Origin of the sequence: Acidovorax bellezanensis (assembly GCF_025421555.1) — a bacterium.
GTDB lineage: Bacteria > Pseudomonadota > Gammaproteobacteria > Burkholderiales > Burkholderiaceae_C > Comamonas > Comamonas bellezanensis.
Genome location: NZ_JAODYH010000004.1, coordinates 600,229 through 624,098, shown reverse-complemented (window position 1 = coordinate 624,098; position 23,870 = coordinate 600,229). Strand labels below are relative to the sequence as shown.

The following is a 23,870-nucleotide window of genomic DNA, read 5'->3' as shown; positions in this document are numbered from 1 at the left end:
TTCAGGAGACACGCAATGCCTAGCAAGAACACGATTTGTCTGTGGTTCGACGGCACGGCCGAAGACGCCGCGAACTTCTATGCGGCGACTTTTCCCGACAGCGCGGTCAAAGCCGTGCACCGCGCGCCGGGTGACTATCCCGGCGGCAAGAAGGGCGATGTGCTCACCGTGGAGTTCACTGTCGCCGGCATCCCCTGCCTGGGCCTCAACGGCGGCCCGGTCTTTCCGCACAGCGAAGCTTTCTCTTTCCAGATCGCCACCGACGACCAGGAAGAAACCGACCGCCTGTGGCATGCCATCGTCGCCAACGGCGGCCAGGAAAGCGCTTGCGGCTGGTGCAAGGACCGCTGGGGCCTGTCCTGGCAGATCTCGCCGCGCGTGCTCATAGCGGCCGTCACCGACCCCGATCCCGCCGTGGCCCAGCGCGCTTTCATGGCGATGATGACCATGACCAAGATCGACATTGCGGCCATCGAGGCCGCGCGCCGGGGCTGAGGCCGGGGGAGCAAGGCCTGGATGCAGGCTGCCCTGGCGCGTTACACAGGCTTTTCAGCCGCCAGAAGATCGACCGAATGCAGAACACGGCGCAGGCGCAAGTCTTCCGTGTCCTGCCATTTGCGCACCACCAGTTCAAACGTTTCCTTGAACTGGTGCGCCGCAGGATTGAGCGCTTCTTGCGCCCGCCGGATGAACCCCACGGTGTTGGGCCGGAATCTCTCTCTTAGCTGTACGGCGATGATCTTGTCCCGAAGTTCCATGGTTTCCACCAGCGGCCAGGGACAGAAACTCAACATATCGGTTTGCTGCACCAGTGTCAGCATCAAGGTCGGCGAATGTGCCAGATGGACCTGCTGCACCGGCTCCGGCAGTCCGTGTTGGCCAAACAGGTTGGCCATGAAGCTGCCGCGTTCCTGGGGGGTGTAGTTCACGATCCAGTCGTTGTTCAACAGCTCGCTCAGCGACTGCGCCTGGCATTGCGGATGGTCTTTGCGGGCGACAACCGTCATTTCATAGCGGAACAAAGGCGTTGCCTCCAGCCCATGCATGGCATCGCCCTGGGCCAGGCGGCCGATCAGCAAGTCCAGACTGCCTTCGCGCAAGCGCGGATAGGCGAGGGCGGACAAGCCGTCAAACAATTCCAGTTGCACATGGGGCATTTGCTGGCGGAACAAGGGGACGACTTGTGACAGCAGCGTTTGAGCCACCCAGGGCGTGACGCCAATCGACAGCTTTTGCGGCGCTTCAAAGTTTCTCAAGCGTGCCGCCGTGGCCTCGGCCTGCTGCAGCAAGGCACTGATGCGCTGGGCATATGGCAAGAGCTGCAAACCTGCGCTCGATAGCTGGATATGGCCGCCCTGCCGATCAAACAAGGCCAACTGCGCATCTTGCTCCAGCTCCCTCAAACCCTGGGTCACGGAGGCCGCACTGACGCCGGCTTCTCGCGCCGTGGCGCGCACGCTGCCCTCTTGCGCAAACAGGGCCAGATAGCGCAGTTGGTGTTGCTTCATGGGTGGATGGTAATGCCTGTCAATGGAAGGTAATGCCTTTCTTTCAGTGCTGCCGTTCAACTTCTAGACTGAAGTCAAGCAAGTCGCCTCTTCACCTTCACCTCAATCATGAAACCTGTTGCCCTGCAAGAAAAAGTCCTTCCCGGTGTGCTGGCCGATAGCCCGGAAATGGTGGCGCTGCGCCACCACCTCCACGCCCACCCGGAGCTGGCGTACCAAGAATTCCAAACCAGTGATCTGGTCGCCCGGAAGTTGGCCGAGTGGGGGTATGCGGTGGACCGCGGTCTGGGCGGAACGGGCGTGGTGGGCACGCTCAAGCTGGGAGCCGGCGCAAAGACGCTGGGCATTCGCGCCGACATGGATGCCTTGCCGATCGAGGAAACCACGGGGCTGCCCTATGCAAGCACCCATGCAGGGAGGATGCATGCCTGTGGTCATGACGGCCATACCGCCACCTTGTTGGCGGCTGCCCGCTGCCTTGCCCGGGAGCGGTGCTTCGATGGCACGGTGCACCTGATTTTTCAACCTGCGGAAGAAGGGCTGGGCGGCGCCAGAAAAATGATCGCCGACGGCCTTTTCGAGCGCTTTCCTTGCGATGCGGTTTTTGCGTTCCACAACATGCCAGGCTTCACGGCGGGCATGTTCGGCTTCATGGAAGGGGCCTTCATGGCCTCGTCCGATTCCGTCATCGTGACCGTACAGGGGCGGGGCGGTCACGGTGCATCGCCCCATCTGGCGGCAGACCCTGTGGTGGCGGCGGCCCACATCATCGTGGCATTGCAAACCATTGTTTCGCGCAATGTGGACCCGCGTGAGATGGCCGTTATTTCCGTCGGCTCCATCGTGGGCGGCGATGCCCCGAATGTCATTCCCGACAGCGTGCAAATGCGCTTGACCGTGCGGGCCTACCGGCCGGAAATCCGCGCTTTGCTCAGGGAGCGCATCACGGCCGTGATCAGAAGCCAGGCGGAAACCATGGGAGTCAGCGCCGAAGTGGAATACCTCTGGCGCTATCCCGCCCTGGTCAACGATGTGCAAGCCACACGCTTTGCCCGGGAGGTCGCGCAAGGCCTGGTCGGCGAGCAGAACCTGATGAGCGATCTGCAACCACTCACCGGCAGCGAGGACTTCTCTTTCATGCTCGAGCAATGCCCGGGAAGCTACCTCATCGTGGGCAACGGCACGGGCGATCACCATGCAACAGGCGGCTGCATGGTGCACAACCCAGGTTATGACTTCAACGACGCCATCCTGCCCATCGCGGCCAGCTACTGGGTGCAGTTGGCCCGCCGCTTTTTGCCCACACAGCACTGAGATCCAGATGCGCACATCCTAGGAGCAAAGCAGATGAAATACCTTGCGTTCAAATTTTCCTGGAGCGGGCCCATCGCCGCCATAGGCATTGCCATCGGTGTGCACAGCCCGGGTGCTGTTGCGCAAACGGCCTATCCCGCCAAGCCCATACGCGTGGTGGTGGGCTACGCACCCGGTGGCGCCGTGGACACGGCGGGCCGTATCGCCGGCGATATGCTGGCCAAGTACCTGCATGCCACGGTCGTCATCGACAATGTGCCCGGCGCCGCGGGCGTAGTGGGGGCCCAGCGCGTGGTGGGCGCGGCCGCGGATGGCTACACCTTGCTGCTGGGGTCCAGCAATGAGCTGGCGGCCACCAAGCTTGTCAACCCGGCACAGAAGTATGACCCGCTCAAGGACTTGACGCCGATCGGACTGGTGGCGACATCACCGCTGGTCTGGGTCGCAGGGCCGCATATCAAGGTCAAGGCCACCGATGAGTTCATTGCGCTGATCAAGGCCAACCCAGGCAAATACAGCTACGGCAGCTCGGGCGTAGGGTCCACGCTGCACTTTGCGGGGGAAATGCTCAAGCAGCGCGCCAACCTGAAAATGCCCCACATACCCTATCGCGGTACTGCGCCGCTGCTGAGCGATCTGGCGGGAGGAACGTTGGACTTCGCCATGGTCTCGCCCACCGCCGCCGCACCCTTCATCCAGAGCGGGCGCATTACCGCCCTGGGCGTCACTTCGGCCACGCGTTTCACGGCATTGCCTCTTGTCCCTGCACTGGCCGAGAACGCCGCACTCAAGGACTTTGAACTCAACGGCTGGTTCGCGCTGATGGCACCGCGCAATCTGCCCGCCGACATTCAGCAAAAGCTGAGCGCAGCACTCCAGCAGGGCTTGCAGGACGCCCCATTGCGCAAACGCCTGGCAGCGGCCGGTACGGTGCCCGCAGGCGGCAGTGAAGATCTGCGCCAGACCATGCAGGTGGAGCAGAAAAAATATGCAGAGTTGGTGCGGTTCGCGGATTTCAAGGACTGAGGTGTTTTTCGCGTGGGAGCCAAGGCGTCAGCGCACTGGCGGCTCCATGGGGTCCAGATGCGGCGCCACCACCTGGCCGAGCCAGTTCAGCAGCGCTGTCACGCGTGGCGCGATCTGCCGGCGGTGCGGGTACAGCAGGGACACGGGCATGGGCGGCGCGCAGAACTCGGGCAGGACGGCGACCAGCAGGCCCAGGTCCAGCAGCGCCTGCGCGCCATATCGGGGCGCCTGGATCAGGCCCAGTCCCGCCACGCAGGCCGCCTGGTAGGCATCCGTGCCATTGACCACGAGCGCGCAGCGCATGGGGTGGAGCACCGTCGCTGTGCCTGCCTGGTATTCCCAGCCCGCGCCCTGCAGGCCGAGCTGGCTGGCGTAGTGAATGATGCGGTGCTGTGACAGCTCGGCCAGGCTGCGGGGCGTGCCGTGCGTGGCCAGGTAGGCCGGGCTGGCCAGATTGCACATGGGCAGCAGGCCCAGGGGGCGGGCGATCAGCTCGGTATCGGCCAGCGGGCCTATGCGCAGCACGCAGTCAAAGCCCTGGTGCACCAGGTCCACGCGGTGGTCGCTGGTGCTGATGCCCACTTCCAGCAAGGGATGGGCCGCGAGGAATTCCGGCAGCCTGGGAATGATCACATCCCGGGCCAGGGCGTTGGGCAGGTCGACGCGCAAGCTGCCGCGCAAGCCGCTGGCCGCCGGCTGGAACATGGCTTGCAGCTGTTCGGCGTCGGCGATCAGCTCCTTACAGCGCGCGAGGAACTGCTCGCCATCGGCCGTCAGCCGCACCTGGCGAGTGGTGCGCTGCAGCAGGCGCGTGCCCAGCTGCAACTCCAACTGCTGCACGGCGGTGGAAACGCGGCCCTTGGTCAGCCCCAGCTGCTGCGCGGCCAGGGTGAAGCTCGCGCGTTCGGCGACGCGGCAAAAGATGCGCAGGGCGTTGAGATCCATCGCCAGATTGTATTTTTTTAGAGAACAGTCTGGGCACGTTTTGGCGGTTTATCTCTTTCCTGTGAACGCCTAAAGTCCAATCTTCCTTCCACTTTCAGCGAGACTTCCATGAACGCATCCTCCCCCCGCATCGCCTTGGTGACCGGCGCAAGCCGTGGTCTGGGCCGCAGCGAAGCCCTGCATCTGGCCCGGCAAGGCGTGCACCTGATCATCACCTACAAGGACAATGCGGCCCAGGCGCAGGAAGTCGTGCGCGAGATCGAAGCCCTGGGCAGCCGCGGTGTGGCGCTGCGCCTGGACGTGGCCGACAGCAAGAGCTTCGCGGCCTTCGCGCAAAGCGTCAAAAGCGCGCTGGCCGACACCTGGCAACGCGCGCAGTTCGACTATCTGGTGAACAACGCGGGCGTGGGCACCATGGCGCCGTTTGCCGAAACCACCGAGGAACAGTTCGATCTGCTGGCCAATATTCACCTCAAGGGCACGTTCTTCCTGACGCAAAAACTGCTGCCCTTGATCCGCGACGGCGGCCGCATCGTCAACACTTCTTCCGGCCTGGCCCGTTTCAGCTTGCCGGGCTACGCCGCCTACGCCGTGATGAAAGGCGGCATCGAAGTGCTGACGCGCTACCTGGCCAAGGAGCTGGGCCCGCGCGGCATCAGCGTCAACACCATCGCGCCCGGGGCGATCGAGACCGACTTCGGCGGCGGTGCGGCGCGCGACAACGCCCAGGTGAATGCCCACATCAGCGGCCTGACGGCCCAGGGGCGCGTAGGCCTGCCCGACGACGTGGGCGGCGCGGTGGCGGCGCTGCTGGCCGAAGGCAACCACTGGGTCACGGGCCAGCGGATTGAAGTGTCGGGCGGGATGGTGCTTTGAGAGCGGCGGGGGCAAGCCCCGCGCCGGCTGCGCAACACCCGTGGGCGAAACCTGATCCCGATCCCTTTTCGGGATAGGGCTATTCCAGCGTGAATCCAATCTTCAGGGCCACCTGCCAGTGCGCCACCTTGCCATCGACCACATGGCCGCGCGTCTCGGTGACGGTGAACCACTGGATGTTGCGTACCGTCTCATGCGCCTTGGCGATGGCGGTGCTCACGGCCTCTTCGATGCTGACACTGGAAGAACCGGTCAGTTCAAGCAGCTTGTAGACATGGTTGCTCATGGCATGACTCCCAAAGTTGGATGTGGCTGTCCGGCAAAAGCTTATGCGCTTTGCGCGGCGAACACAAACTCCTGACCTGGGGATGCCGACCGCCAGGAGCAACCGGTCTCAGTCGCCGCCTGCCCGGGTCGCCCCGGCATGGCCGTTTTCGCGACAGACAATGCCCTCCATCCACCGCCCGACCTGCTCCAGCCGCTGCTGCGTGGACAAATCCCCTTCCAGGCAAAGAACCGGGCATTTGCGCGCCGCCAGCCAGGCGCGTTGCCTGGCCAGGCTGCGGCCTTCGGGCGGGCCGGCGTCGTACTGCGCGGCCCATTCCAGAAACTCCGGGTCGGCCTTGCCGTAGAGCCGCAGCTCGCGCTCACGCAGGCGTGCCAGGCGCAAGGCGGTATCGACGTAGAGAAAGACGATGCCGTCAAAAGCATCTTCGACTTCGGCCCCCCAGGCGTTGACCGAGCCCGATACCACCAGTTGCGGACTGCGCTGGAACTGTGCCAGGAGCAGGGTGCGCCGTTCCTCCACCGGGCGCGTGGTCTGATAGGGTGGGTCGGAAGGCAGCCAGAAGAGGTCATCGCCTTCCTGAAAGCGCGCGCCCAGCTGCGCCGCGAGGGCCTTGCCCAGCGTGGACGTGCCGGATCCGGCGGCACCGGTGATGTGAATGCGCATTTTTGGGGCCCCCAATTCAATGCATCGCACTGTACCGTGGCGAACGGCGCGGCACGGCCCGTGCACGCCATGGCAGCCATCCGTGGCAGCAAGGTAGAATTTTCCGCACCCATGGACACCTCCACCCTGCTGCTCTTTGTGCCCGCCTGTTTTGCGCTCAACATGGCGCCCGGCCCCAACAACCTGTTGTCGGTCAGCAATGCGGCGCGCTATGGCTTTCGCCATGCCTGCGCTGGCGCCATAGGGCGTCTGCTGGCGTTTGTCGGCATGCTGGCGCTGGCTTCGGCGGGGCTGGCCGTGGTGCTGCAGGCGTCCGAAACCGTGTTTGCGCTGATCAAGTTCGCCGGCGCGGCCTATCTGCTGTTCCTGGCGGTCAATCTTTGGCGCGCGCCTGTGGCTGGCGACGGCGATGCGCCCGTGGCCGCCCCATGCAAGAGCCGCCTGGAACTGGCCCGGCAGGAGTTTCTCGTGGCGGCGGGCAACCCCAAGGCGATTCTGATCTTCACGGCCTTTTTGCCGCAGTTCGTCAATGCGCAGCTGCCTGCGGCAGGCCAGTTCACGCTGTTGGGCGCATTGTTCTTGCTGCTGGAGTGCCTGGCGATTGCGCTGTACGCCTATATGGGCGTGCACATGCAATCCCTGCTGGGCAAGCCTCGGGCCAGGCGCATGTTCAACCGGGGATGCGCGGGCTTGCTGGCGGGCGCGGCCGCGGGCTTGCTGCTGTCGCGCCGGGCCTAGAACGTGTTTTCCTGCTGCGCCTTGCCGTGCGCCACGGACAGCGCGCCGGGCAGGCGCACGCCGTTCTTGACGGCCAGGATTTCGGCCATCACGCTGACGGCGATTTCGGCCGGAGTCTTGCTGGCAATGTAGAGGCCGACGGGCGCGTGCAGGCGGGCGAGCGAGGCTTCGCTTGCATCGAAATGCGCGATCAGCCGCTGCCGGCGGTTGTCGGTGTTGCGGCGCGAGCCTATGGCGCCCACATAGAAGGCGGGGCTGTGCAGTGCCTCCAGCAGCGCCAGGTCGTCGAGCTTGGGGTCGTGGCTCAGGGCCACGATGCAGGTGCGCGCATCGGGATGCAGGCTGTGCACCGCGTCGTCGGGCATTTCGGTGCTGGTCTGCACGCCCGCCACGGACCAGGTGGCCAGGTATTCGCTGCGCGGGTCGCAGACCGTCACCGCAAAGTCGTTGAACAAGGCCATGGTGGCGACGTATTCGGCCAGCGCAGAGGCGCCAATCAGCAGCATGCGGTACTGCGGCCCCAGGGTGCAGGCCAGGGTGGCGCCGTCGAAGTGCAAAGGCGCGGGCGTTTGAATGCTGTGCAGCGTCACGGCGCCGCTGGCGCAATCCACGCTGCGCCGCACCAGCTGCCCGGCTTCGAGTTGCACCACCAGGGCCTGCAGCGCGGCCAGGTCCGGGTTGAACTCCAGCAGCAGCTGCAGCGTGCCGCCGCAGGGCAGGCCGAAGCGGTGGGCTTCGTCGGCGCTCACGCCGTAGCGCACGACCTGGGGCGTGGACTGCGCAATGCCCGCAGCGCCGTGGGCACGGGTGTAGCGGGCCATCAGGTCGTCCTCGACACAGCCGCCGGAGACCGAGCCCGCGCAGCGCCCGTCCTCGTGCAGCACCATCATGGAGCCCACAGGGCGGGGCGAAGAGCCCCAGGTGGTCGCCACCGTGACCAGCAGCACGCGATCCCTCGCCGCGCACCAGTCGCGGGCCGTGCGCAGTACGCGCAGATCAAGGCTTTCCATGCGGGACGCTCCTTGTCACGTCGGGCGTGCGGCGAGCAGGGCTTGGGCGCGCGCCAGGTCGGCCAGCGTGTCGATGTCGGTCACGATGCCGCTGTCGTCCAGCGGTAGCGCATGCACCGTGCCCGCGGCGCGGTGCGCACGCACGATGGCCGCCGCGCCCAGCTCGCCCTCCAGCGTGGACAGCGCCGCGAAGCACTGCGCACTGAAGCCGACCGGGTGGCCTGCCTGGCCGTTCCAGAAGGGTTGCACCACGGGATGCGCCGCCAGGCTTTGCGCCACCTGCAGCAGGCTGTGCGGGCGTACCAGCGGCAGGTCGCCAGGCAGGATGAGCCATCCCCCGGCATCCGCCGTGGCGCGTACGCCGCGCGCAATGGAGTCGCCCATGCCTAAGCCCGCGCCCTCCTCGGGGCGCACCACATGGCAGGGCAGCCCGGACGCGGCCACGGCGCGCAGCACATGCTCGAGCACCGGCATGCCGCCCAGCAATGCATCGAGCTTGTGCGTGCCTGCGCCGGACTGTCTGAAGCGGCTGCCTTGCCCGGCAGCCAGCACGATCACGATGGGTGGGTTGTACGTCATACGGTTTCAGGCCAGCGTGCGCACGGGCAGGCTGCGCACGCGCTTGCCCGTGGCGGCGAAAATGGCATTGCACAGCGCCGGCGCCACGGGGGGCACGGGCGGCTCGCCCACGCCGCCTGGCGGCAGGTCGTGGTTGTCGTTCACCAGGTGGGTGCGGATCAGGCGCGGCGAGGCGTTGTGGCGCAGCACTTCGTAGTCGTGGAAGTTGCTCTGCAGCACGCGCCCCTTGGCGAAAGTGATTTCGCTGGCCAGCGCCAGACCCAGGCCCATCACGGCGCCGCCTTCCATCTGGGCGCGGATGCGTTCGGGGTTGATCTGCGGGCCGCAGTCCATGGCCATGTCCACGGCCAGTACCTTGACTTCGCCCTTGTCGTCGACGGCCACTTCGACCACCGTGGCCGTATAGCTCATGAAGCTGTAGCAGAACGCCAGGCCCAGGCCGTGGCCCTTGGGCAGGGTACGGCCCCAGCCCGCGCCTTGGCACGCGGCCTCGATCACGCCGCGCAAACGGCCGGTGTCGTAGGGGTAGAGCGTGGGCGATTCGCTGTAGTTCCAGCTGTCGGCCAGGGTGCCGGGGTCGATCTTGCGCGCCGGCCCGATCAGATCGAGGGCGAACTGCCGGTGGTCCCGGCCCGCGCGGTGCGCGAGTTCGGCAATGAAGCACTGCGCCGCGAAGGCGTGCGGGATATTCGCCACGGAGCGGAACCAGCCTATGCGCGCGTGGGCCGCGACTTCCGCAGTTTCCACACGCACGTTGGGGATGCGGTAAGGCATGTTGATGGCCGACATCGCGGACTCGAACAGCTGCTGCCCCTTGGCGCCTTCGGCGAACAGCGAGGCAATGGTGGGGGCGGCGCTGCGGTGCAGCCAGGATTGCACCTGCCCATTCTTCCCGACCACGGCTTCGAGCCGCTCGACCGACACGGTGTGCAGGTAGTCGTGCTGGATGTCGTCCTCGCGCGTCCAGACCAGCTTGACCGGCGTGCCCGCGGGCATGGCCTGGGCCACGATGGCGGCCTCGTCGACGAAGTCGGGCTTGGACTTGCGGCCGAAGCCGCCGCCCAGCAGCAGCACGTTGACCTTGACCTTCTCGGGCTTGAATTGCAGGCGCTTGGCGACGGCATCCTGCGCGGCCGCGGGGTTCTGGATGGAGGTCCAGACTTCGGCACTATCGCCCTGGATCCGCACCGTGGCCACCGGCGGCTCCATGGACGCATGGGCCAGGTGGGGCACGTAGTAGTCGGCGGCAAAGCGTGCGGATCTGGGCGCCTTGGCCCAGGCCTGCGCGGCATTGCCCTGGTTGCGCACCGGCTTGCCGGGCGTGCGCGCGGCGGTTTCCAGCGTCTGGCGGTAGGCCGCCGAGTCGTAGCCGGCGTTGGGGCCGTCGTCCCATTCGATTTCCAGGGCGGCACGGCCCTGCATGGCCGACCAGGTGTTGCGCGCGACCACGGCCACGCCCCCCAGCGGCAAGAACCCCGGCGCGCCCTGGAAGCCGGGAATCTCCACCACCTTGAGCACGCCGGGCACGGCCAGCGCCTTGGCCTGGTCCACGCGCCGCAGCTTGCCGCCGACCACGGGCGGGCGCGCCACCACGGCGTAGACCATGCCGGGCAGGTGCATGTCCATGCCGTAAGTGGCCTGGCCCTGGCCTATGGCTTCGAGGTCGACCAGGCGCACGCGGTCCTTGCCGATGTAGCGGAAGTCGGCGCGGTCCTTGAGGCGCAGGGCCGCGCTGGCGGGCACGGACAGTTGGGCCGCGGCGGCAGCCAGTTCGCCATAGCCCAGGCGGCGACCGCTGGGCAGGTGCACCACTTCGTGCTGGCGGGCCTTGACTTCGGCAAGGGGCACCGCCCAGCGCGCGGCAGCGGCGGCTTCGAGCATCTGGCGGGCGGCCGCGCCCACGCGCCGCATGGGCAGCAGGAAGTGGCGCACGCTGCGCGAGCCGTCGACGTTCTGGTTGCCATAGCGCGCCTCGTCGGCCGGCGCCTGCACGATCTTGACCCGTTCCCAGAGCGCTTCCATCTCGTCGGCCACGACCATGGGCAGGCTGGTGCGCACGCCCGTGCCCATTTCAGCGCGGTGGGCGACGATGGTCACGCTGCCGTCGGCCGCGATGCTGACAAAGGCCAAGGGGTCGTCGACGGTGCCGCCGGGCATGCTCTCGGCGCCGTACTTCTGGGGCGCCGCATCGGCAGCCCATGCGGCGCTGACCACGCCGTGGGCCGTCACTGCCAGCGTCAGCGCGCCCAAGCTGCCTTGCAGGAAGCCGCGCCGGGAGAGTTGGGACGTGGTCGTCATTTATTTGCCTCCCTGAGCCAGCTGGCCTGCGGCCTGCTGGATGGCGGCGCGGATGCGCGGATAGGTGCCGCAGCGGCAGATGTTGCCGCTCATGGCGTCGTCTATCTGTTGTTCCGTGGGTCGGGGCGTGCTCTTGAGCAGTTTCACGGCGGTCATGATCTGGCCCGCCTGGCAGTAGCCGCACTGGGCCACGTTGTTCTCGACCCAGGCCAGCTGCACGACGGCGCCCACGGGATCGGCGGCCATGGCTTCGATGGTCGCGATCGCCTGTCCGGCCACCGCCGAGACCGGCGTGACGCAGGCGCGTATCGGCTCGCCATCCGCGTGGACCGTGCAGGCGCCGCACAGTGCCATGCCGCAGCCGAACTTGGTGCCGGTCATGCCCAGTTCATCGCGCAGCACCCACAGCAGGGGCATGTTGTCGGGGACGCTGATGTCCTTGGCTAGGCCGTTGATTTGCAATCGGGTCATGGCGAAATCCTGGGGTGGAGTGAAACAAACGCGGCACAAGGCGCGGCCCGCCGGGGACAGCCCATTATTCTTCGAATCATCCAGGCGTGATCCTCTGGACACATTCGGTTTCATGGCCTGGAACGGCGCTGTCCCTGGCCTTGGCGTCTGTCGGCTTTGCCGGCCGCTGCCGCGGGACAGGACGCTCAGCCGCCCAGGTAGGCGGCCATTTCCTTGTGGGTGAGCGCGATCTGGTCGCGCACGGCACGGGGCAGGCCGGCTTTCTCGGCAAACTCCGGCCAGCGGGCAATGGCCGCCTGGGATTCCTCCACGATGGCGTTGCACACCCCCAGCAAGCCGTAGGCGTTGGCTACATGGCGGATATCCTCGCGCGTGATCCGGGAGAATTTTCCGTTGACCGACATCAGGTGCTGGCGCAGCCATATATTGTCCGGGTCATAGGCATAGGTCACGTCGTACGCAGGGGCCAATTCCCACTGGCCGCCTTGTTTGAGCAAGAACGAGAAGTTCTTGGTGTGATCATCGTTGTTGGCGGCCAGCACGTTGAACACCATGCGGCGCAGGGTCTGGGCAAAAGAGGGCGCATCGAGCTGCAGTTGGCGCAGGGTCTGGAACAGCTGGTGGTAGCTGTGCGACTCCTGTTGGTTGAAATCCAGGTGTGCCATGCCGCACAGCGTCTGCATGTGGTGGCGCCGGTTGTCGTCCCGGTCAAAGCGCTGGGTCATGAAATGTGCCCGGCCTCCTTCTTCCAGCAGGCTGCAGTCGGACATGCTCACTCCGGCCGCGCGGGCCATCAGCGAGTAGGCGTACTCGATGCGGCCATAGTTCTTGCCCGGGCCCAGCTGGTGGTCCAGGCCGATGCCGTCGAACTTGAGCAACCAGGCTTCATACCCCGCGGGAATTTCAAACTGGCCGGTGCGTACGTCCTGGGTGTGCCGGTTCCAGGCGATGGTGGCCTTGGCCCGTGCACCGCCAGCCGAAGTGCCCACCTGGATGATCTGGCGCAGCAGGTCGCCGGCGTGGTCGCTGTCGACGAAATCGCCGTTGACCACGGCACGTGCTTCGGCGACCAGTTGCGACATTTGCACGGCGGTGGCGGCCGCGCTCTGCGGGCCTCGGCTGGGCTTGAACGTCAAGCCACCCATGGAGCGTCGGCCCATGTAGGCCAGGCGATCCAATGCCGTCACATTCGTCTGGGCGATACCGCGCTCGGCCATCCAGGCGTTGATCAGTGCATTGCCGAACCGGTCCGGCAGCGCATCGGCCAGCATGGCAGGCAGGCGCTGGTAGGTGTTCACGGGCAAGGTGGGGAACACAAAGGGCGCGTTGGCATCGGCCAGCGGCATGTGCAACGGCGACAATTCAATGCCCGTCTGCACGAATTTGGGCTCGTACTCAAAGGCGTAGAAGCCGGTGTCGGGGTCCAGCGCTACCGCCCCCACGTCCAGTCCCCAGAGATTGACGCTTACGGCTTGGACGGGCTTGAAAGCACTTTTGCGCGTGGCCATGGTTCCCTCCCTTTGCTTGCAATGGATCGCCCCGCCGCGAACGCAGGGCGCTGCGGCGGCAGATGCCTCAGGTCGGCTCGCTGTCGTCCAACTTGTTCAATCGCATTTGTTTGGCGTAAACGCTGCGGGCCGCTCGCTGGCGGGACGGCACACCGCGGGCAATCTGCAATGGGCTGATGCGCACGGGCGGGCGGAAGGTGGTCAGCCATTGGCCGTGCCCCAGGGCATCGATCACACGGATCAAGGAGATCACCCTGCTGCCGGCACCGGTCTCCAGCGCACGCAGGGTCTGCTTGGACACCCCCGCCTTGAGACACAGATCTTCCATGGTGATGTTTTGCCGCAGTCGTTCCTGGCGCAGTTGCTCACCCAGCTCAAGCTCGAGATCTTCAGGCGTTTTGGTTTGCTGCATAAGCAATGCTTTTTGGTGCGTTACCTTCGAAAGAAACTATAACGTATGCTTTTTCGTATTTTATACGAGTGCAATTTCTCTCATATGCATGCAAAAATAAAGTGCGATATTTGGTCTGTTATTGATGTTTTTCCAGTTAACAGACTGAATTCCGTACTTTATTGGCATATGTGTTTGACGGGGCGTGTGGATCCTGTCCTGGCAAGACGCCCCGGCCCACGCAGGACGGGGATGGCGAAGGCTCAGGTGCTGCCGCGCACCACCAGCTCATAGCCCAGTTGCACCGAGCGGGCCGGCAGCGGCGTGTCGCGCATCATGCCCAGCAGCATGTTCGCGCCTTCGCGGCCGACTTCGCTGCGCGGGGTGCGCACGGTGGTGAGCGCGGGCACCATCTGGTCGCTGCCGGCCAGGTCGTTGAAACCGGCCACGGCGATGCGCGACGGGACGGCGACGCCCAGGCGGTGGGCGGCGAGCAGCCCGCCCTGGGCGATGTCGTCGTTGCAAAAGAAGATGGCGTCGATGTCGGGCATGCGCTGCAGCATTTCCTCGAACAGCCGTGCGCCCAGGGCGATGGACGAGCGCTCGGGGCTGAGCATTTCCAGTCGCGGGTCATACAGGCCGGCCGCGTGCAGGCAGCGGCGGTAGCCTTCGGCGCGCTGCAGCACGCGCGGATCGAGCTGGGCGCCGCAAAAAGCGATGCGCCGCCGGCCCCGGTCCAGCAGGTGCTGGGTGATGGCCGCGCCGGCATCGGTTTGCGAAAAGCCCACGCAGGCCACGCCCGGCGCCGTGCTGGTTTCCATCAGGTGCACGCAGGGCACGCCGCTCTTGGCGATCAGCTGGCGCGCGGTTTCGCTGCGGTCGAAGCCCGTGACCAGCAGGCCGGCGGGGCGGTGCGGCAGGTAGGTGCGCAGCAGCAGTTCTTCCTCGGCGCTGTCGTAATGCGTCACGCCGATCAGCGGCTGGAAGCCTTCGGGAAACAGCGTGCGGTGCACGGCTTCGAGCAGGTCGACGAACAAGGTGTTGGACAAAAGCGGCACCAGCACCAGCACTTGCGTGCTTTTTTGCGAGGCCAGCGCGCGTGCCGCGGGATCGGGCACGTAGCCCAATTCGTCCACGGCCAGCTGCACTCTTTGCACCAGCTGGGGGTCGACACTGCGCTCGCTGCGCAAGGCGCGGGAGACCGTGATGGGACTGACGCCCGCGAGTCGGGCGACGTCGGCGAGGGTGGTGCGGCCGCTGGAGCGGCGAGCACGACGCGGTACTTCTGTCAAGGGTTTGTCCTGATGACTGGGGGAAAATGAAAAATCTATGATAGCGCTATCCGAGCCTGAAAGCATGGCTATTTTCCCGCGATAATCCGTCGCAAATTATTCTGTACGAGGAATCATGACCTCGTTTTTTTATGACCATCATGGATAGCGCTATCCAAGCCTCAATCCCTCCCGCGGAGCCGCCCACGCTGCCGCCCCAGGCCCTGGTGGTGATGGGCGTTTCCGGCTGTGGCAAGTCCAGCGTGGCGCAGATGCTGGCCGCATCGCTGGGCTGGACGCTGCACGAAGGCGACACCTACCACTCCGCCGAAAGCGTGCGCAAGATGCAAGCCGGCATTGCCCTCACCGACGAGGACCGCGGCAGCTGGCTGGCGCACCTGTCGGACATCCTGGCCACGGCCAGGCCGGGCGCGGGCATCGTGCTGACCTGCTCGGCCTTGAAGCGCAAGTACCGCGACCGCCTGCGCCAGGCGCAGGCGCCGGGCGCTCTGGGCTTTGTGTTCCTCGATCTGGACTACGCCACGGCCTTGCAGCGCGTGCAGGCGCGGCCCGGGCATTTCTTCTCGCCCGATCTGGTGGCCAACCAGTTCGCCACGCTGGAGCGCCCCGAAGGCGAGGCCAGCGTGCTCGGCGTCGACGCCACGCTGGCGCTGGCGCAGATCGTGCGCCGTGTGAATACCTGGCTGGCTCCTGCCCAGCCATGACCTGTTTATCTTTCAGAAAGAATCTCCCATGAGTTCAGAAACCCAAAAGCCCAAGCCGCGCCTGCAGCGCGTGGCCGAGCTGTTCATGGTGCTGGCCCTGGCCGGCATGGTGGTGGCGGTGTTCGTCAACGTCGTGCTGCGCTATGTGTTCAACACCAGCATGGTCTCGTACGAGGAAATCTCGCGCCTGCTGTTCGTCTGGCTGGTGGCCATAGGCTCCATCGTGGCGGCCTATGAGTGCAGCCACCTGGGCTTCGACATGGTGACGTCGCGCGTCAGCCCCCAAGTGCGCAAGCTGCTGTTCTGGCTGACGCAGGCGCTGGTGGTGGTGTGCATGTTGCTGCTGCTGTGGGGCTCGTGGGCCCAGGTGCAGGCCGGCATGGCCAGCTACAGCACGGTGATGGGCTATCCGCTGGCGCTGGGCGCGGCGGCCACCCTGGTGCTGGCCGTGGGCATGCTGGTGGTGGCACTGCGCGATCTGCGCCGCGGTGCACCCGAGCCCTCGCATGACGGCTCCGTTCTCGATATCGAATAAGGAGCTGGCAGCATGCTTGTGACTTTCATTTTCCTGTTTGTGCTGATCGGCGGCATGGTGATCGGCATGCCGATTGCCCAGTCGCTGGTGCTGACCGGCGTGGCCTTGATGTGGCACCTGGACTTTTTCGACACCCAGCTGCTGGCGCAGAACCTGCAGGCGGGTTTCGACAACTTCCCGCTGCTGGCCGTGCCTTTCTTCATCCTGGCCGGTGAGCTGATGAACGCGGGCGGCCTGTCGCGCCGCATCATCGACCTGGCCAGCGCTTTCGTCGGCCATATCCGTGGCGGCCTGGGCTTTGTGACCATTGGCGCGGCCGTGCTGCTGGCGTCCATGAGCGGCTCGGCGATTGCCGATACCGCCGCGCTGGCCACCATCCTGCTGCCCATGATGCGCGACCAGAAGTACCCCGACAGCTACAGCTCCGGGCTGCTGGCTTCGGGCGGCATCATCGCCCCCATCATTCCGCCGTCCATGCCTTTCGTGATCTACGGCGTGACGACCAATACCTCGATCAGCAAGCTGTTCCTGTCGGGCATCGTGCCCGGCCTGATCATGGGCGTGTTCCTGATCGTGGCCTGGTGGACCATCGCGCGCAAGTTCCAGCTGCGCAGCGGCGAACGCATGCCCTGGGGCACGCGGATCAAGACGCTGGCCAAGAGCTTCTGGGCGATGATGATGCCGGTCATCATCCTGGGCGGCTTGAAGGGCGGCATCTTCACGCCGACCGAAGCGGCCGTGGTGGCCGCCGTCTATGCGCTGTTCGTGTCCATGGTGATCTACCGCGAGATGAGCTGGAGCAAGCTGTACAGCGTGTTCCTGGCCGCGGCCAAGACCACGGCCGTGGTGATGTTCCTGTGCGGCGCCGCCACGGTGACGGCCTACATGATCACGCTGGCCGACCTGCCCAATATGCTGGCCGACAGCTTCTCGGGCCTGCTGGGCAACCCCATGCTGTTCATGGCGCTGATGATGGTCTTCCTGCTGGTCGTGGGCACGGCCATGGACTTGACGCCCACCATCCTGATCTTCGGCCCGGTGTGCGCACCGCTGGCCGTCAAGGCGGGCATCGATCCGGTGTACTTCGGCTTCATGTTCATCTATGTGGGCTGTATCGGGCTGATCACTCCGCCCGTGGGCACGGTGCAGAACGTGGTGGCGGGCGTGGGCAAGCTGCGCATGGAAACCGTCATCAAGGGCACGACGCCGTTCCTGCTGGCCTATGTGCTGCTGGCCGTGCTGCTGGTGATCTTCCCGCAGATCGTGCTGGCGCCACTGCAATGGATGCATTGATGGCATCCACCCTGACTTTTTTCGTCGAACCGGAGCAGAGCGCTCCCTACAACAACCCGAGGAGATAATCATGCGTTTCAAATTTGCTTTGGTCGGCACGCTGGCCGCGTTGGTGGCCGCTGGCGCCGTGCAGGCCCAGGACTTCAAGCCGCGCATCGTGCGTTTCGGCTACGGCTTGGTGGATGACTCCAACCAGGGCCGCGCCGTGCGCCTGTTCGCCAAGGAAGTGGAAAAAGCCACGGGCGGCAAGATGAAAGTGCGTGCCATCGGCAACGCTTCGCTGGGTTCGGACACGCAGATGCAGCAGGCGCTGATCGGCGGCGCCCAGGAAATGATGGTCGGCTCGACGGCCACGCTGGTCGGCATCGCGCCCCAGATGGCGCTGTGGGACACGCCTTTCCTGATCAACAACACCAAGGAAGCCGACGCGCTGCTCGACGGCCCCGTGGGCGACAAGGTGCGTGCCACGCTCGAGCCCAAGGGCATCGTCGGTCTGGTGTACTGGGAAAACGGTTTCCGCAACCTGACCAACAACAAGCACCCCGTGACCAAGCTGGAAGACATGAACGGCATCAAGCTGCGCGTGATGCAGAACAATGTCTTCCTCGACAGCTTCAAGGCCCTGGGCGCGAATGCCGTGCCCCTGCCGTTCTCGGAGCTGTTCACCGCGCTGGAAACCAAGGCCGTCGACGGCCAGGAGAACCCGTTCAACACCGTGGTGTCGAGCAAGTTCTATGAAGTGCAGAAGTACCTGACGGTCACCAACCACGTCTACAGCCCCTGGATCGTCTCGGTGAGCAAGAAGTGGTGGGACGGCCTGAGCAAGGACGAGCAGAAGGTGTTGCTGGACGCCGCCAAGAAGGCCCGTGACTTCGAGCGCAAGGACACGCGCGAGGAAGCCACCAAGGCGCTGGCCGACCTCAAGACCAAGGGTATGCAGATCAACCAGCTGTCGGCCGTCGAAGCCGGCCGCATGCGCGACAAGCTGACCCAGGTGAACGCCACCGTGGCCACCAACGTCGGCATGGATCTGTGGAAGCAGACCCAGGACGAACTGGCCAAGATGCGCGCCGCCAAGTAATCCGCCATGCGCGGCGCGGTCCAGGCCTGGGTCTGGACCGCAGGCCGCTCTGGATCCAGGGCGTTTTTTCGGTAAAGCGCCCTTCGACATCAGGGTGAACGCAAAAAGGGCTGTTCGCCCTGATGTCGAAGGATGGATGGTCCGCTTCGCGTGAAAACGCTTTGCGGCTGCCGCCTCTGTGATTCCCGGTTCTGGCACGCCAGACGCCATTTTCATTAGCCCCTCCCCGGAACCGCAATTCCTGGGAGATGGGAGATTTCGCATGACACTCCAAGCCACCGTTGCCGCGGTCACGCACCGCATCCGCGAGCGCAGCGCCACTGAGCGCGGCGCCTATCTGCAACGCCTGCAGACCATGGCCCAGCGCCCGCCCGGCGCCCAGCGCCTGGGTTGCGCCAATGTGGCGCACGCTTTCGCCGGCCTGCCGGGCAACGACAAGCTGCGCATCGTCGCCGAACGCGCGCCGAACATCGGCATCGTCACGGCCTATAACGACGTGCTGTCGGCCCATGCGCCGCTGCAGCACTACCCCGATCTGATCAAGGACGAAGCACGCAAGCACGGCGCCACGGCCCAGGTGGCTGGCGGCGTGCCGGCCATGTGCGACGGCGTGACCCAGGGCACGCCGGGCATGGAGCTGAGCCTGTTCAGCCGCGACGTGATCGCCATGGCCACGGCCGTGTCGCTGAGCCATGACGTGTTCGACGCGGCGCTGCTGCTGGGCGTGTGCGACAAGATCGTGCCCGGCCTGCTGATAGGCGCGCTGCAGTTCGGCCACCTGCCCACGGTGTTCGTGCCCGCGGGCCCCATGACTTCCGGCCTGTCCAACAGCGCCAAGGCCAAGGTGCGTGAGCAGGCAGCCCAGGGCCTGGTCGGGCGTACCGAGCTGATGGCCGCCGAATCCGCGGCCTACCACGGAGAAGGTACTTGCACTTTCTACGGCACGGCCAACAGCAACCAGATGCTGCTCGAAGCCATGGGCTTGCACGTGCCCGGCACGGCCTTCGTCAACCCCGGCCAGGCGCTGCGCCAGGAGCTCACGCGCGAAGCCGCGCGCAGCGTGCTGCAGCCCGGTTGCGCACCCATCGGCCAAGTGGTCGATGAGCGCGCCATCGTCAACGCCATGGTCGCGCTGCTGGCCACCGGCGGCTCGACCAACCACCTGATCCACTGGGTGGCCGTGGCGCGCGCCGCGGGCATTCAGATCGACTGGAACGACTTCTCCGAACTGTCGGCCGTCGTGCCCTTGCTGGCCCGCGTCTACCCCAACGGCAGCGCCGACGTGAACCAGTTCCAGGCCGCGGGCGGCCCGGGCTATGTGATCCGCGAGCTGCTCGATGCCGGCCTGATGCACGAGGACGTGTTCACCGTGCGCCCCGGCGGCATCCGCGAATTCACGCGCCTGCCCATGGGCGACGCCACGCACCAGCTGCGCTGGGCCGAGATCGGCGACAGCCTGGACAGCGAAGTGCTGCGCCCGGCCAGCGCGCCGTTCAGCGCCACGGGCGGCCTCAAGCTGCTGCACGGCAACCTGGGGCGCAGCGTGATCAAGGTCTCGGCGGTGCCCGAGGACCGCCATGTGATCGAGGCGCCGGCGCGCGTCTTCGGCTCGCAGGCCGCGCTGCAGGAGGCTTTCCAGGCCGGCGAACTCGACCGCGACGTGGTCTGCGTGGTGCGCTGGCAGGGCCCGCAGGCCAATGGCATGCCCGAGCTGCACAAGCTCACGCCGCCGCTGGCCGTGCTGCAGGGCAAGGGTTTCAAGGTGGCCTTGGTGACCGACGGCCGCATGAGCGGCGCCTCGGGCAAGGTGCCGGCCGCCATCCACGTCTCGCCCGAAGCCAAGGCCGGTGGGCCGCTGGCGCGCGTGCAGGACGGCGACATGGTGCGCCTGGATGCCGTGACCGGCACGCTGGATGTGCTGGTCGACGCTGCCGAATGGCAGGCGCGCACGCCCGCCACCATGCCGGCGGAGCTGGCCCAGGACAACGGCCTGGGTTTTGGCCGTGAACTGTTTGCCGGTTTCCGGCGCAATGCGCTCAGCGCGGAAGAAGGAGCCTGCTCGTGGCTGTAAACAACCCAACATTGACGGCGCTGGATGTGATGCGCGACGCGCCCGTGATTCCCGTCATCGTGCTGCACGAAGTGCAACACGCCGTGCCCATGGCGCGCGCCCTGGTGGCCGGCGGCATTCGCATGCTGGAAGTCACGCTGCGCACGCCCCAGGCCCTGGCCTGCATGGAAGCCATCGCCCGCGAAGTGCCCGAAGCCGTGGTCGGCGCGGGCACGGTGCGAAGCGTCGCCGATGCCAAGTCGGCCGAGCGCGCCGGCGCCCGCTTTGCCGTGAGCCCAGGCTATACCTCGGCCCTGGGCGAAGCCTGCAAGGCGCTGGGCCTGCCTTTGCTGCCCGGCGTGGCCACCGGCAGCGAAATCATGATGGCCCAGGCCGATGGCTTGCAGGCACTGAAGTTCTTCCCGGCCCTGCAGGCCGGCGGCCTGGCCATGCTCAAGGCCTGGCAGGGCCCGTTCGGCGACGTGCAGTTCTGCCCCACGGGCGGCATACAGCCGGGCAACGCCGCCGATTTCCTGGCTTTGAGCAACGTGGCCTGCGTCGGCGGCTCCTGGCTGGTGCCGGCCGATGCGTTGGCCCAGGGCGACTGGGGACGGATCACGGCGCTGGCGCGCGAAGCGGCGCAACTGCAGCGGGCCTGAGGCCTGATCAGGCGGCGCCGCGTGCCGCCGCCAGGCTGTCCTGCAGCACGGCGATGAGCCGCTCGGAGACCAGTTTCACGATAGGCCCCATGGGCTTGGTCGCGTCCACGGCCACGGTGATCTCCTGCGGTTCGGCCCCCCGGTCGCGCACCGGGATGAAGACCAGCTGGCCCGCGGCCAGCTCCGGCGCCACGTCCAGCTCGGAGGTGAACACCACATGCTGGCCGGCGAGCGCCAGCTGCTTGACCAGCTGCAGCGAATTGGTCTCGGTGAAGCGGCGCGGCTCCTTGAACAGCCAGTCGTACTGCGCCTCGAGATAGCGGCGTATGGTCAGCGCCTTGCTTTGCAGCGCGACCGGGTAGGCCGTGGCTTCCTGGATGCTCACCGTCTCGCGCTGCGCCAGCGCGTGCCCGGGCGCGACCACGCAACCCAGCGGCAGCGCGCTTTTCCAGAGCACCAGCAACTCCCGGCGCGGCTTGAGGTTGAAGATGGCGGCCAGATCGGCCTGGCCGGTCAGCAGCGCGGCCTCCGCATCGTCGGGCGTGGCCAGATCGATGGACAGGCTGACCAGCGGGTGCTGCACACCCACTTCCCGCACCAGGGCCGGCATGACGCTGGTCGCATGGCTGTCCATGGCCACCAGCGACACATGGCCCTGGTGCACCCCCTGGATGCGCCGGATCTCGGCGATCACGCCGCGTTCGTCCTGCAGCCAATGGCGCGCCAGGGTGATGAGCGCATCGCCCGAGGGCGTGAGCCGCATGCCGCGCGGCAGCCGCTCGAACAAGGGCACGCCGAGTTCTTCCTCCAGATGCAGGATCTGCCGGTTGATGGCCGAGGCCGCGACGTGGAGTTCGCGCGCGGCCTTCTGGATGGAGCCTGAGCGCGCCACCTGGTCGGCGTAGCGCAGTGCGGCGGGAACGAGCAAATGGCGCATGGAGGAGGGCAGGAAGTCTGGAATGTGCGTACTGATTTTACGTACGCAGCATTGCAAAAATGGTGATGGCCGGCAATGAGTTGCATCCCTATGATGGCTTTCATGACCACACCATCCCGCCTGGAATGCCTCAACCACTGTGCGCCCCAAGCCTTTTGCGCGGCGCTGGCCGACATCTGGGAGCATGCGCCCTGGGTGAGCCAAGGCGTTGTCGACCAGCGCCCGTTCGCAACCGTGGACGCCTTGCACGCGGCCATGGTGGGCGTGGTCGCTGCGCTGGACGAACCCGAGCGCGTCGCCTTCTACGCGGGACACCCGGAGCTGGCCGGTGAAGACGCGCGCCGCGGCACGATGACCGATGCCTCGGTTGCCGAGCAGGGCTCGCTGGCGCTGGCGCAACTGGGCGCGCAGGAAGCCGCGCGCTGGAACGCGCTCAACCAGGCCTACCGCGCGCGCTTCGGCTTCCCGTTCATCCTCTGCATCCGTCGCCACACGCGCGACTCGGCACTGCGCGCCTTCGAGCAGCGCCTGCGGCAGGGCAGGGCCACCGAGCTGGCCACGGCCCTCGACGAGATTTCCGCCATCACCCGCTTGCGGCTGGACCGCTTGATGAACGATGTTTTCCCCACGGCCAGCCTGTCCCTCACTTCCTGATCCACCACCGGAGCTCCCCATGAACACTCGACGCAGACTCTCTCTTCTGGCCTGCGCTCTGGGCCTGCTGGCCGCGGCGCTACCCGCTGGCGCCCAAGGCCCTTATCCCGACCATGCGGTGAAACTCATCGTGGCGCTGCCCGCGGGCGGCGGGGTGGACATCATTGCGCGCCTGGTCGGCCAGAAGCTGGCCGCCGTCACCGGCCAGCCCTTTGTGGTGGACAACCGGGCGGGGGCTTCGGGCCGCATCGGCCTGCCGGTGGTGGCCAAGGCCGCGCCCGACGGCTATACCCTCATGGCCTCTCCCGCCTCCTTTCTGACCACCAACAAGAGCATCTTCAAGGAGCTGCCCTACGACCCCCAGGCCGATTTCGCGCCCATCACCAAGCTGGCCAACCAGTCCATGGTGCTGGTGGTCAAGGACAAGCAGAAGTTTGCCAACGTGGGCGCGCTGCTGGCCGCCGCCAAGGCCAGGCCCGCCAGCCTGAACTACGCGAGCTCGGGCGACGGCAGCCCGCAGCACCTGGCCGCGCTGATGTTCGAGACCCGCTCCCAGGTGCGCATGACCCATGTGCCCTACAAGGGCGGTGCGCTGGCCATCAACGACTTGATGGGCGGTAACGTCGACCTGCTGTTTGCACCTTTGCCCGAGGCGCTGCCCTACCTCAAGTCGGGCAGGCTCACCGCGCTGGCACTGATGAGCGACAAGCGATCGACCCTGATCGCCGACGTGCCCACCATGCGTGAAGCAGGCGTGCCCAACATGGTCATGCAGACCTGGATAGGCCTGCTGGCGCCCGCGGGCTTGCCCCGACCCTTGGTCGACCAGCTCAACCGCCAGGTGCATGCCATCCTGCAGAGCGAGGACGTGAAAAAGCAGCTGCATGACATCGGCATGGACATGGCGCCCACCACGCCCGAGCAGTTCCAGCAGACCATCGCCCAGGAGATCGCGCTGCATGCGGAACTGGTCAAGGCCGCGGGGCTGGTGCCGCAATAGGGGCGGCAACGCACTGGGCCTCGCGTGCGAACGAGCAGGCCCTTTTTGA

The 23,870-nt window shown here is 66.1% G+C and carries 25 protein-coding genes; 13 read left to right on the top strand and 12 right to left on the bottom strand.

Translation table 11 applies throughout. The annotated features are described in order from the left end of the window. Positions 1-15: 15 nt before the first annotated feature. The gene (locus tag N0K08_RS11080) at positions 16-495 is read left to right on the top strand and encodes a VOC family protein (protein ID WP_261500376.1); all 480 of its coding nucleotides are present in this window, start codon (positions 16-18) and stop codon (positions 493-495) included. Positions 496-536: 41 nt separating this feature from the next. Here N0K08_RS11080 and N0K08_RS11075 read toward each other — a convergent pair whose 3' ends face one another. Continuing rightward, the gene (locus N0K08_RS11075; RefSeq protein ID WP_261500374.1) at positions 537-1,508 is read right to left on the bottom strand and encodes a LysR family transcriptional regulator; all 972 of its coding nucleotides are present in this window, start codon (positions 1,506-1,508) and stop codon (positions 537-539) included. A 108-nt stretch (positions 1,509-1,616) separates the two neighbouring features. Between N0K08_RS11075 and N0K08_RS11070 the strand changes: the two genes are divergently transcribed. Both N0K08_RS11070 and N0K08_RS11065 read left to right on the top strand, forming a co-directional pair. After that, positions 1,617-2,822 carry a M20 aminoacylase family protein gene (locus N0K08_RS11070; protein WP_261500373.1) on the top strand — a complete coding sequence of 402 codons (1,206 nt, stop codon included), beginning with the start codon at positions 1,617-1,619 and terminating at the stop codon, positions 2,820-2,822. Between the two features lie 33 nt (positions 2,823-2,855). After that, positions 2,856-3,848 carry a Bug family tripartite tricarboxylate transporter substrate binding protein gene (locus N0K08_RS11065; RefSeq protein ID WP_261500372.1) on the top strand — a complete coding sequence of 331 codons (993 nt, stop codon included), beginning with the start codon at positions 2,856-2,858 and terminating at the stop codon, positions 3,846-3,848. Positions 3,849-3,875: 27 nt separating this feature from the next. Here N0K08_RS11065 and N0K08_RS11060 read toward each other — a convergent pair whose 3' ends face one another. Beyond that, positions 3,876-4,793 carry a LysR family transcriptional regulator gene (locus N0K08_RS11060; protein ID WP_261500371.1) on the bottom strand — a complete coding sequence of 306 codons (918 nt, stop codon included), beginning with the start codon at positions 4,791-4,793 and terminating at the stop codon, positions 3,876-3,878. Positions 4,794-4,901: 108 nt separating this feature from the next. Between N0K08_RS11060 and N0K08_RS11055 the strand changes: the two genes are divergently transcribed. Further along, positions 4,902-5,669: an SDR family NAD(P)-dependent oxidoreductase gene (locus tag N0K08_RS11055; protein WP_261500370.1), complete on the top strand. Its 768-nt coding sequence runs from the start codon at positions 4,902-4,904 to the stop codon at positions 5,667-5,669. 79 nt (positions 5,670-5,748) lie between these two features. Here N0K08_RS11055 and N0K08_RS11050 read toward each other — a convergent pair whose 3' ends face one another. Next, positions 5,749-5,955: a dodecin gene (locus tag N0K08_RS11050; RefSeq protein WP_261500369.1), complete on the bottom strand. Its 207-nt coding sequence runs from the start codon at positions 5,953-5,955 to the stop codon at positions 5,749-5,751. Between the two features lie 108 nt (positions 5,956-6,063). Beyond that, positions 6,064-6,621, bottom strand: a complete 558-nt coding sequence (locus tag N0K08_RS11045; RefSeq protein WP_261500368.1) for an AAA family ATPase — start codon at positions 6,619-6,621, stop codon at positions 6,064-6,066. 111 nt (positions 6,622-6,732) lie between these two features. On the opposite strand from N0K08_RS11045, the gene N0K08_RS11040 reads away from it, so the two are divergent. After that, a complete protein-coding gene (locus tag N0K08_RS11040; protein ID WP_261500367.1) occupies positions 6,733-7,359 on the top strand; it encodes a LysE family translocator in 627 nt (208 codons plus the stop codon). On the opposite strand, the gene N0K08_RS11035 is transcribed toward N0K08_RS11040, so the two are convergent. The 7 genes from N0K08_RS11035 to gntR form a co-directional block, all read right to left on the bottom strand. Next, positions 7,356-8,369, bottom strand: a complete 1,014-nt coding sequence (locus tag N0K08_RS11035; RefSeq protein ID WP_261500366.1) for an XdhC family protein — start codon at positions 8,367-8,369, stop codon at positions 7,356-7,358. The genes N0K08_RS11040 and N0K08_RS11035 overlap by 4 nt on opposite strands. Positions 8,370-8,384: 15 nt before the next feature. Continuing rightward, positions 8,385-8,948 (bottom strand): nucleotidyltransferase family protein, encoded by a 564-nt coding sequence (locus N0K08_RS11030; RefSeq protein WP_261500365.1) that lies wholly within the window; start codon positions 8,946-8,948, stop codon positions 8,385-8,387. 6 nt (positions 8,949-8,954) lie between these two features. Then, on the bottom strand, positions 8,955-11,246 hold the full coding sequence (locus N0K08_RS11025) for a xanthine dehydrogenase family protein molybdopterin-binding subunit (protein ID WP_261500363.1): 2,292 nt from the start codon (positions 11,244-11,246) through the stop codon (positions 8,955-8,957). Then, positions 11,247-11,717 (bottom strand): (2Fe-2S)-binding protein, encoded by a 471-nt coding sequence (locus N0K08_RS11020; RefSeq protein ID WP_261500362.1) that lies wholly within the window; start codon positions 11,715-11,717, stop codon positions 11,247-11,249. A 185-nt stretch (positions 11,718-11,902) separates the two neighbouring features. After that, a complete protein-coding gene (locus N0K08_RS11015) occupies positions 11,903-13,225 on the bottom strand; it encodes a type II toxin-antitoxin system HipA family toxin (RefSeq protein WP_261500359.1) in 1,323 nt (440 codons plus the stop codon). Between the two features lie 67 nt (positions 13,226-13,292). Continuing rightward, positions 13,293-13,637: a helix-turn-helix domain-containing protein gene (locus N0K08_RS11010; RefSeq protein WP_261500358.1), complete on the bottom strand. Its 345-nt coding sequence runs from the start codon at positions 13,635-13,637 to the stop codon at positions 13,293-13,295. Positions 13,638-13,879: 242 nt separating this feature from the next. Beyond that, entirely contained in the window at positions 13,880-14,908 is a 1,029-nt protein-coding gene (gntR, locus tag N0K08_RS11005; protein ID WP_261500357.1) for an HTH-type transcriptional regulator GntR, read from the bottom strand. Positions 14,909-15,048: 140 nt separating this feature from the next. On the opposite strand from gntR, the gene N0K08_RS11000 reads away from it, so the two are divergent. The 6 genes from N0K08_RS11000 to N0K08_RS10975 all read left to right on the top strand — a co-directional run bounded on the left by N0K08_RS11000 (position 15,049) and on the right by N0K08_RS10975 (position 21,230). After that, complete coding sequence (locus N0K08_RS11000) at positions 15,049-15,612, top strand: gluconokinase (protein ID WP_261500356.1); 564 nt, start codon at positions 15,049-15,051, stop codon at positions 15,610-15,612. A gap of 28 nt (positions 15,613-15,640) precedes the next feature. Next, a complete protein-coding gene (locus N0K08_RS10995) occupies positions 15,641-16,147 on the top strand; it encodes a TRAP transporter small permease (RefSeq protein WP_261500355.1) in 507 nt (168 codons plus the stop codon). Between the two features lie 12 nt (positions 16,148-16,159). Next, a complete protein-coding gene (locus N0K08_RS10990; protein ID WP_261500353.1) occupies positions 16,160-17,440 on the top strand; it encodes a TRAP transporter large permease in 1,281 nt (426 codons plus the stop codon). Between the two features lie 70 nt (positions 17,441-17,510). Continuing rightward, on the top strand, positions 17,511-18,521 hold the full coding sequence (locus tag N0K08_RS10985) for a TRAP transporter substrate-binding protein (RefSeq protein WP_261500352.1): 1,011 nt from the start codon (positions 17,511-17,513) through the stop codon (positions 18,519-18,521). A gap of 262 nt (positions 18,522-18,783) precedes the next feature. Then, on the top strand, positions 18,784-20,592 hold the full coding sequence (edd, locus tag N0K08_RS10980; protein WP_261500351.1) for a phosphogluconate dehydratase: 1,809 nt from the start codon (positions 18,784-18,786) through the stop codon (positions 20,590-20,592). Next, entirely contained in the window at positions 20,583-21,230 is a 648-nt protein-coding gene (locus tag N0K08_RS10975) for a bifunctional 4-hydroxy-2-oxoglutarate aldolase/2-dehydro-3-deoxy-phosphogluconate aldolase (RefSeq protein ID WP_261500350.1), read from the top strand. Before edd ends, N0K08_RS10975 begins: the two co-directional genes overlap by 10 nt. A 7-nt stretch (positions 21,231-21,237) precedes the next feature. Here the strand turns inward: N0K08_RS10975 and N0K08_RS10970 are convergent, their stop codons facing one another. Beyond that, a complete protein-coding gene (locus N0K08_RS10970; RefSeq protein ID WP_261500349.1) occupies positions 21,238-22,167 on the bottom strand; it encodes a LysR family transcriptional regulator in 930 nt (309 codons plus the stop codon). Positions 22,168-22,269: 102 nt separating this feature from the next. Here N0K08_RS10970 and uraD point away from each other — a divergent pair, with 102 nt between their 5' ends. Together uraD and N0K08_RS10960 are read left to right on the top strand one after the other, a co-directional pair. After that, a complete protein-coding gene (gene uraD / locus N0K08_RS10965; protein WP_261500348.1) occupies positions 22,270-22,821 on the top strand; it encodes a 2-oxo-4-hydroxy-4-carboxy-5-ureidoimidazoline decarboxylase in 552 nt (183 codons plus the stop codon). A gap of 19 nt (positions 22,822-22,840) precedes the next feature. After that, complete coding sequence (locus tag N0K08_RS10960) at positions 22,841-23,821, top strand: Bug family tripartite tricarboxylate transporter substrate binding protein (RefSeq protein ID WP_261500347.1); 981 nt, start codon at positions 22,841-22,843, stop codon at positions 23,819-23,821. The last annotated feature ends 49 nt before the right edge of the window (positions 23,822-23,870 follow it).

Coding starts and splice junctions, on each gene's coding strand:
- N0K08_RS11080 (WP_261500376.1), top strand. CDS start 16: ATGCCTAGCAAGAACACGATTTGTCTGTGGTTCGACGGCACGGCCGAA.
- N0K08_RS11075 (WP_261500374.1), bottom strand. CDS start 1,508: ATGAAGCAACACCAACTGCGCTATCTGGCCCTGTTTGCGCAAGAGGGC.
- N0K08_RS11070 (WP_261500373.1), top strand. CDS start 1,617: ATGAAACCTGTTGCCCTGCAAGAAAAAGTCCTTCCCGGTGTGCTGGCC.
- N0K08_RS11065 (WP_261500372.1), top strand. CDS start 2,856: ATGAAATACCTTGCGTTCAAATTTTCCTGGAGCGGGCCCATCGCCGCC.
- N0K08_RS11060 (WP_261500371.1), bottom strand. CDS start 4,793: ATGGATCTCAACGCCCTGCGCATCTTTTGCCGCGTCGCCGAACGCGCG.
- N0K08_RS11055 (WP_261500370.1), top strand. CDS start 4,902: ATGAACGCATCCTCCCCCCGCATCGCCTTGGTGACCGGCGCAAGCCGT.
- N0K08_RS11050 (WP_261500369.1), bottom strand. CDS start 5,955: ATGAGCAACCATGTCTACAAGCTGCTTGAACTGACCGGTTCTTCCAGT.
- N0K08_RS11045 (WP_261500368.1), bottom strand. CDS start 6,621: ATGCGCATTCACATCACCGGTGCCGCCGGATCCGGCACGTCCACGCTG.
- N0K08_RS11040 (WP_261500367.1), top strand. CDS start 6,733: ATGGACACCTCCACCCTGCTGCTCTTTGTGCCCGCCTGTTTTGCGCTC.
- N0K08_RS11035 (WP_261500366.1), bottom strand. CDS start 8,369: ATGGAAAGCCTTGATCTGCGCGTACTGCGCACGGCCCGCGACTGGTGC.
- N0K08_RS11030 (WP_261500365.1), bottom strand. CDS start 8,948: ATGACGTACAACCCACCCATCGTGATCGTGCTGGCTGCCGGGCAAGGC.
- N0K08_RS11025 (WP_261500363.1), bottom strand. CDS start 11,246: ATGACGACCACGTCCCAACTCTCCCGGCGCGGCTTCCTGCAAGGCAGC.
- N0K08_RS11020 (WP_261500362.1), bottom strand. CDS start 11,717: ATGACCCGATTGCAAATCAACGGCCTAGCCAAGGACATCAGCGTCCCC.
- N0K08_RS11015 (WP_261500359.1), bottom strand. CDS start 13,225: ATGGCCACGCGCAAAAGTGCTTTCAAGCCCGTCCAAGCCGTAAGCGTC.
- N0K08_RS11010 (WP_261500358.1), bottom strand. CDS start 13,637: ATGCAGCAAACCAAAACGCCTGAAGATCTCGAGCTTGAGCTGGGTGAG.
- N0K08_RS11000 (WP_261500356.1), top strand. CDS start 15,049: ATGGATAGCGCTATCCAAGCCTCAATCCCTCCCGCGGAGCCGCCCACG.
- N0K08_RS10995 (WP_261500355.1), top strand. CDS start 15,641: ATGAGTTCAGAAACCCAAAAGCCCAAGCCGCGCCTGCAGCGCGTGGCC.
- N0K08_RS10990 (WP_261500353.1), top strand. CDS start 16,160: ATGCTTGTGACTTTCATTTTCCTGTTTGTGCTGATCGGCGGCATGGTG.
- N0K08_RS10985 (WP_261500352.1), top strand. CDS start 17,511: ATGCGTTTCAAATTTGCTTTGGTCGGCACGCTGGCCGCGTTGGTGGCC.
- edd (WP_261500351.1), top strand. CDS start 18,784: ATGACACTCCAAGCCACCGTTGCCGCGGTCACGCACCGCATCCGCGAG.
- N0K08_RS10970 (WP_261500349.1), bottom strand. CDS start 22,167: ATGCGCCATTTGCTCGTTCCCGCCGCACTGCGCTACGCCGACCAGGTG.
- uraD (WP_261500348.1), top strand. CDS start 22,270: ATGACCACACCATCCCGCCTGGAATGCCTCAACCACTGTGCGCCCCAA.
- N0K08_RS10960 (WP_261500347.1), top strand. CDS start 22,841: ATGAACACTCGACGCAGACTCTCTCTTCTGGCCTGCGCTCTGGGCCTG.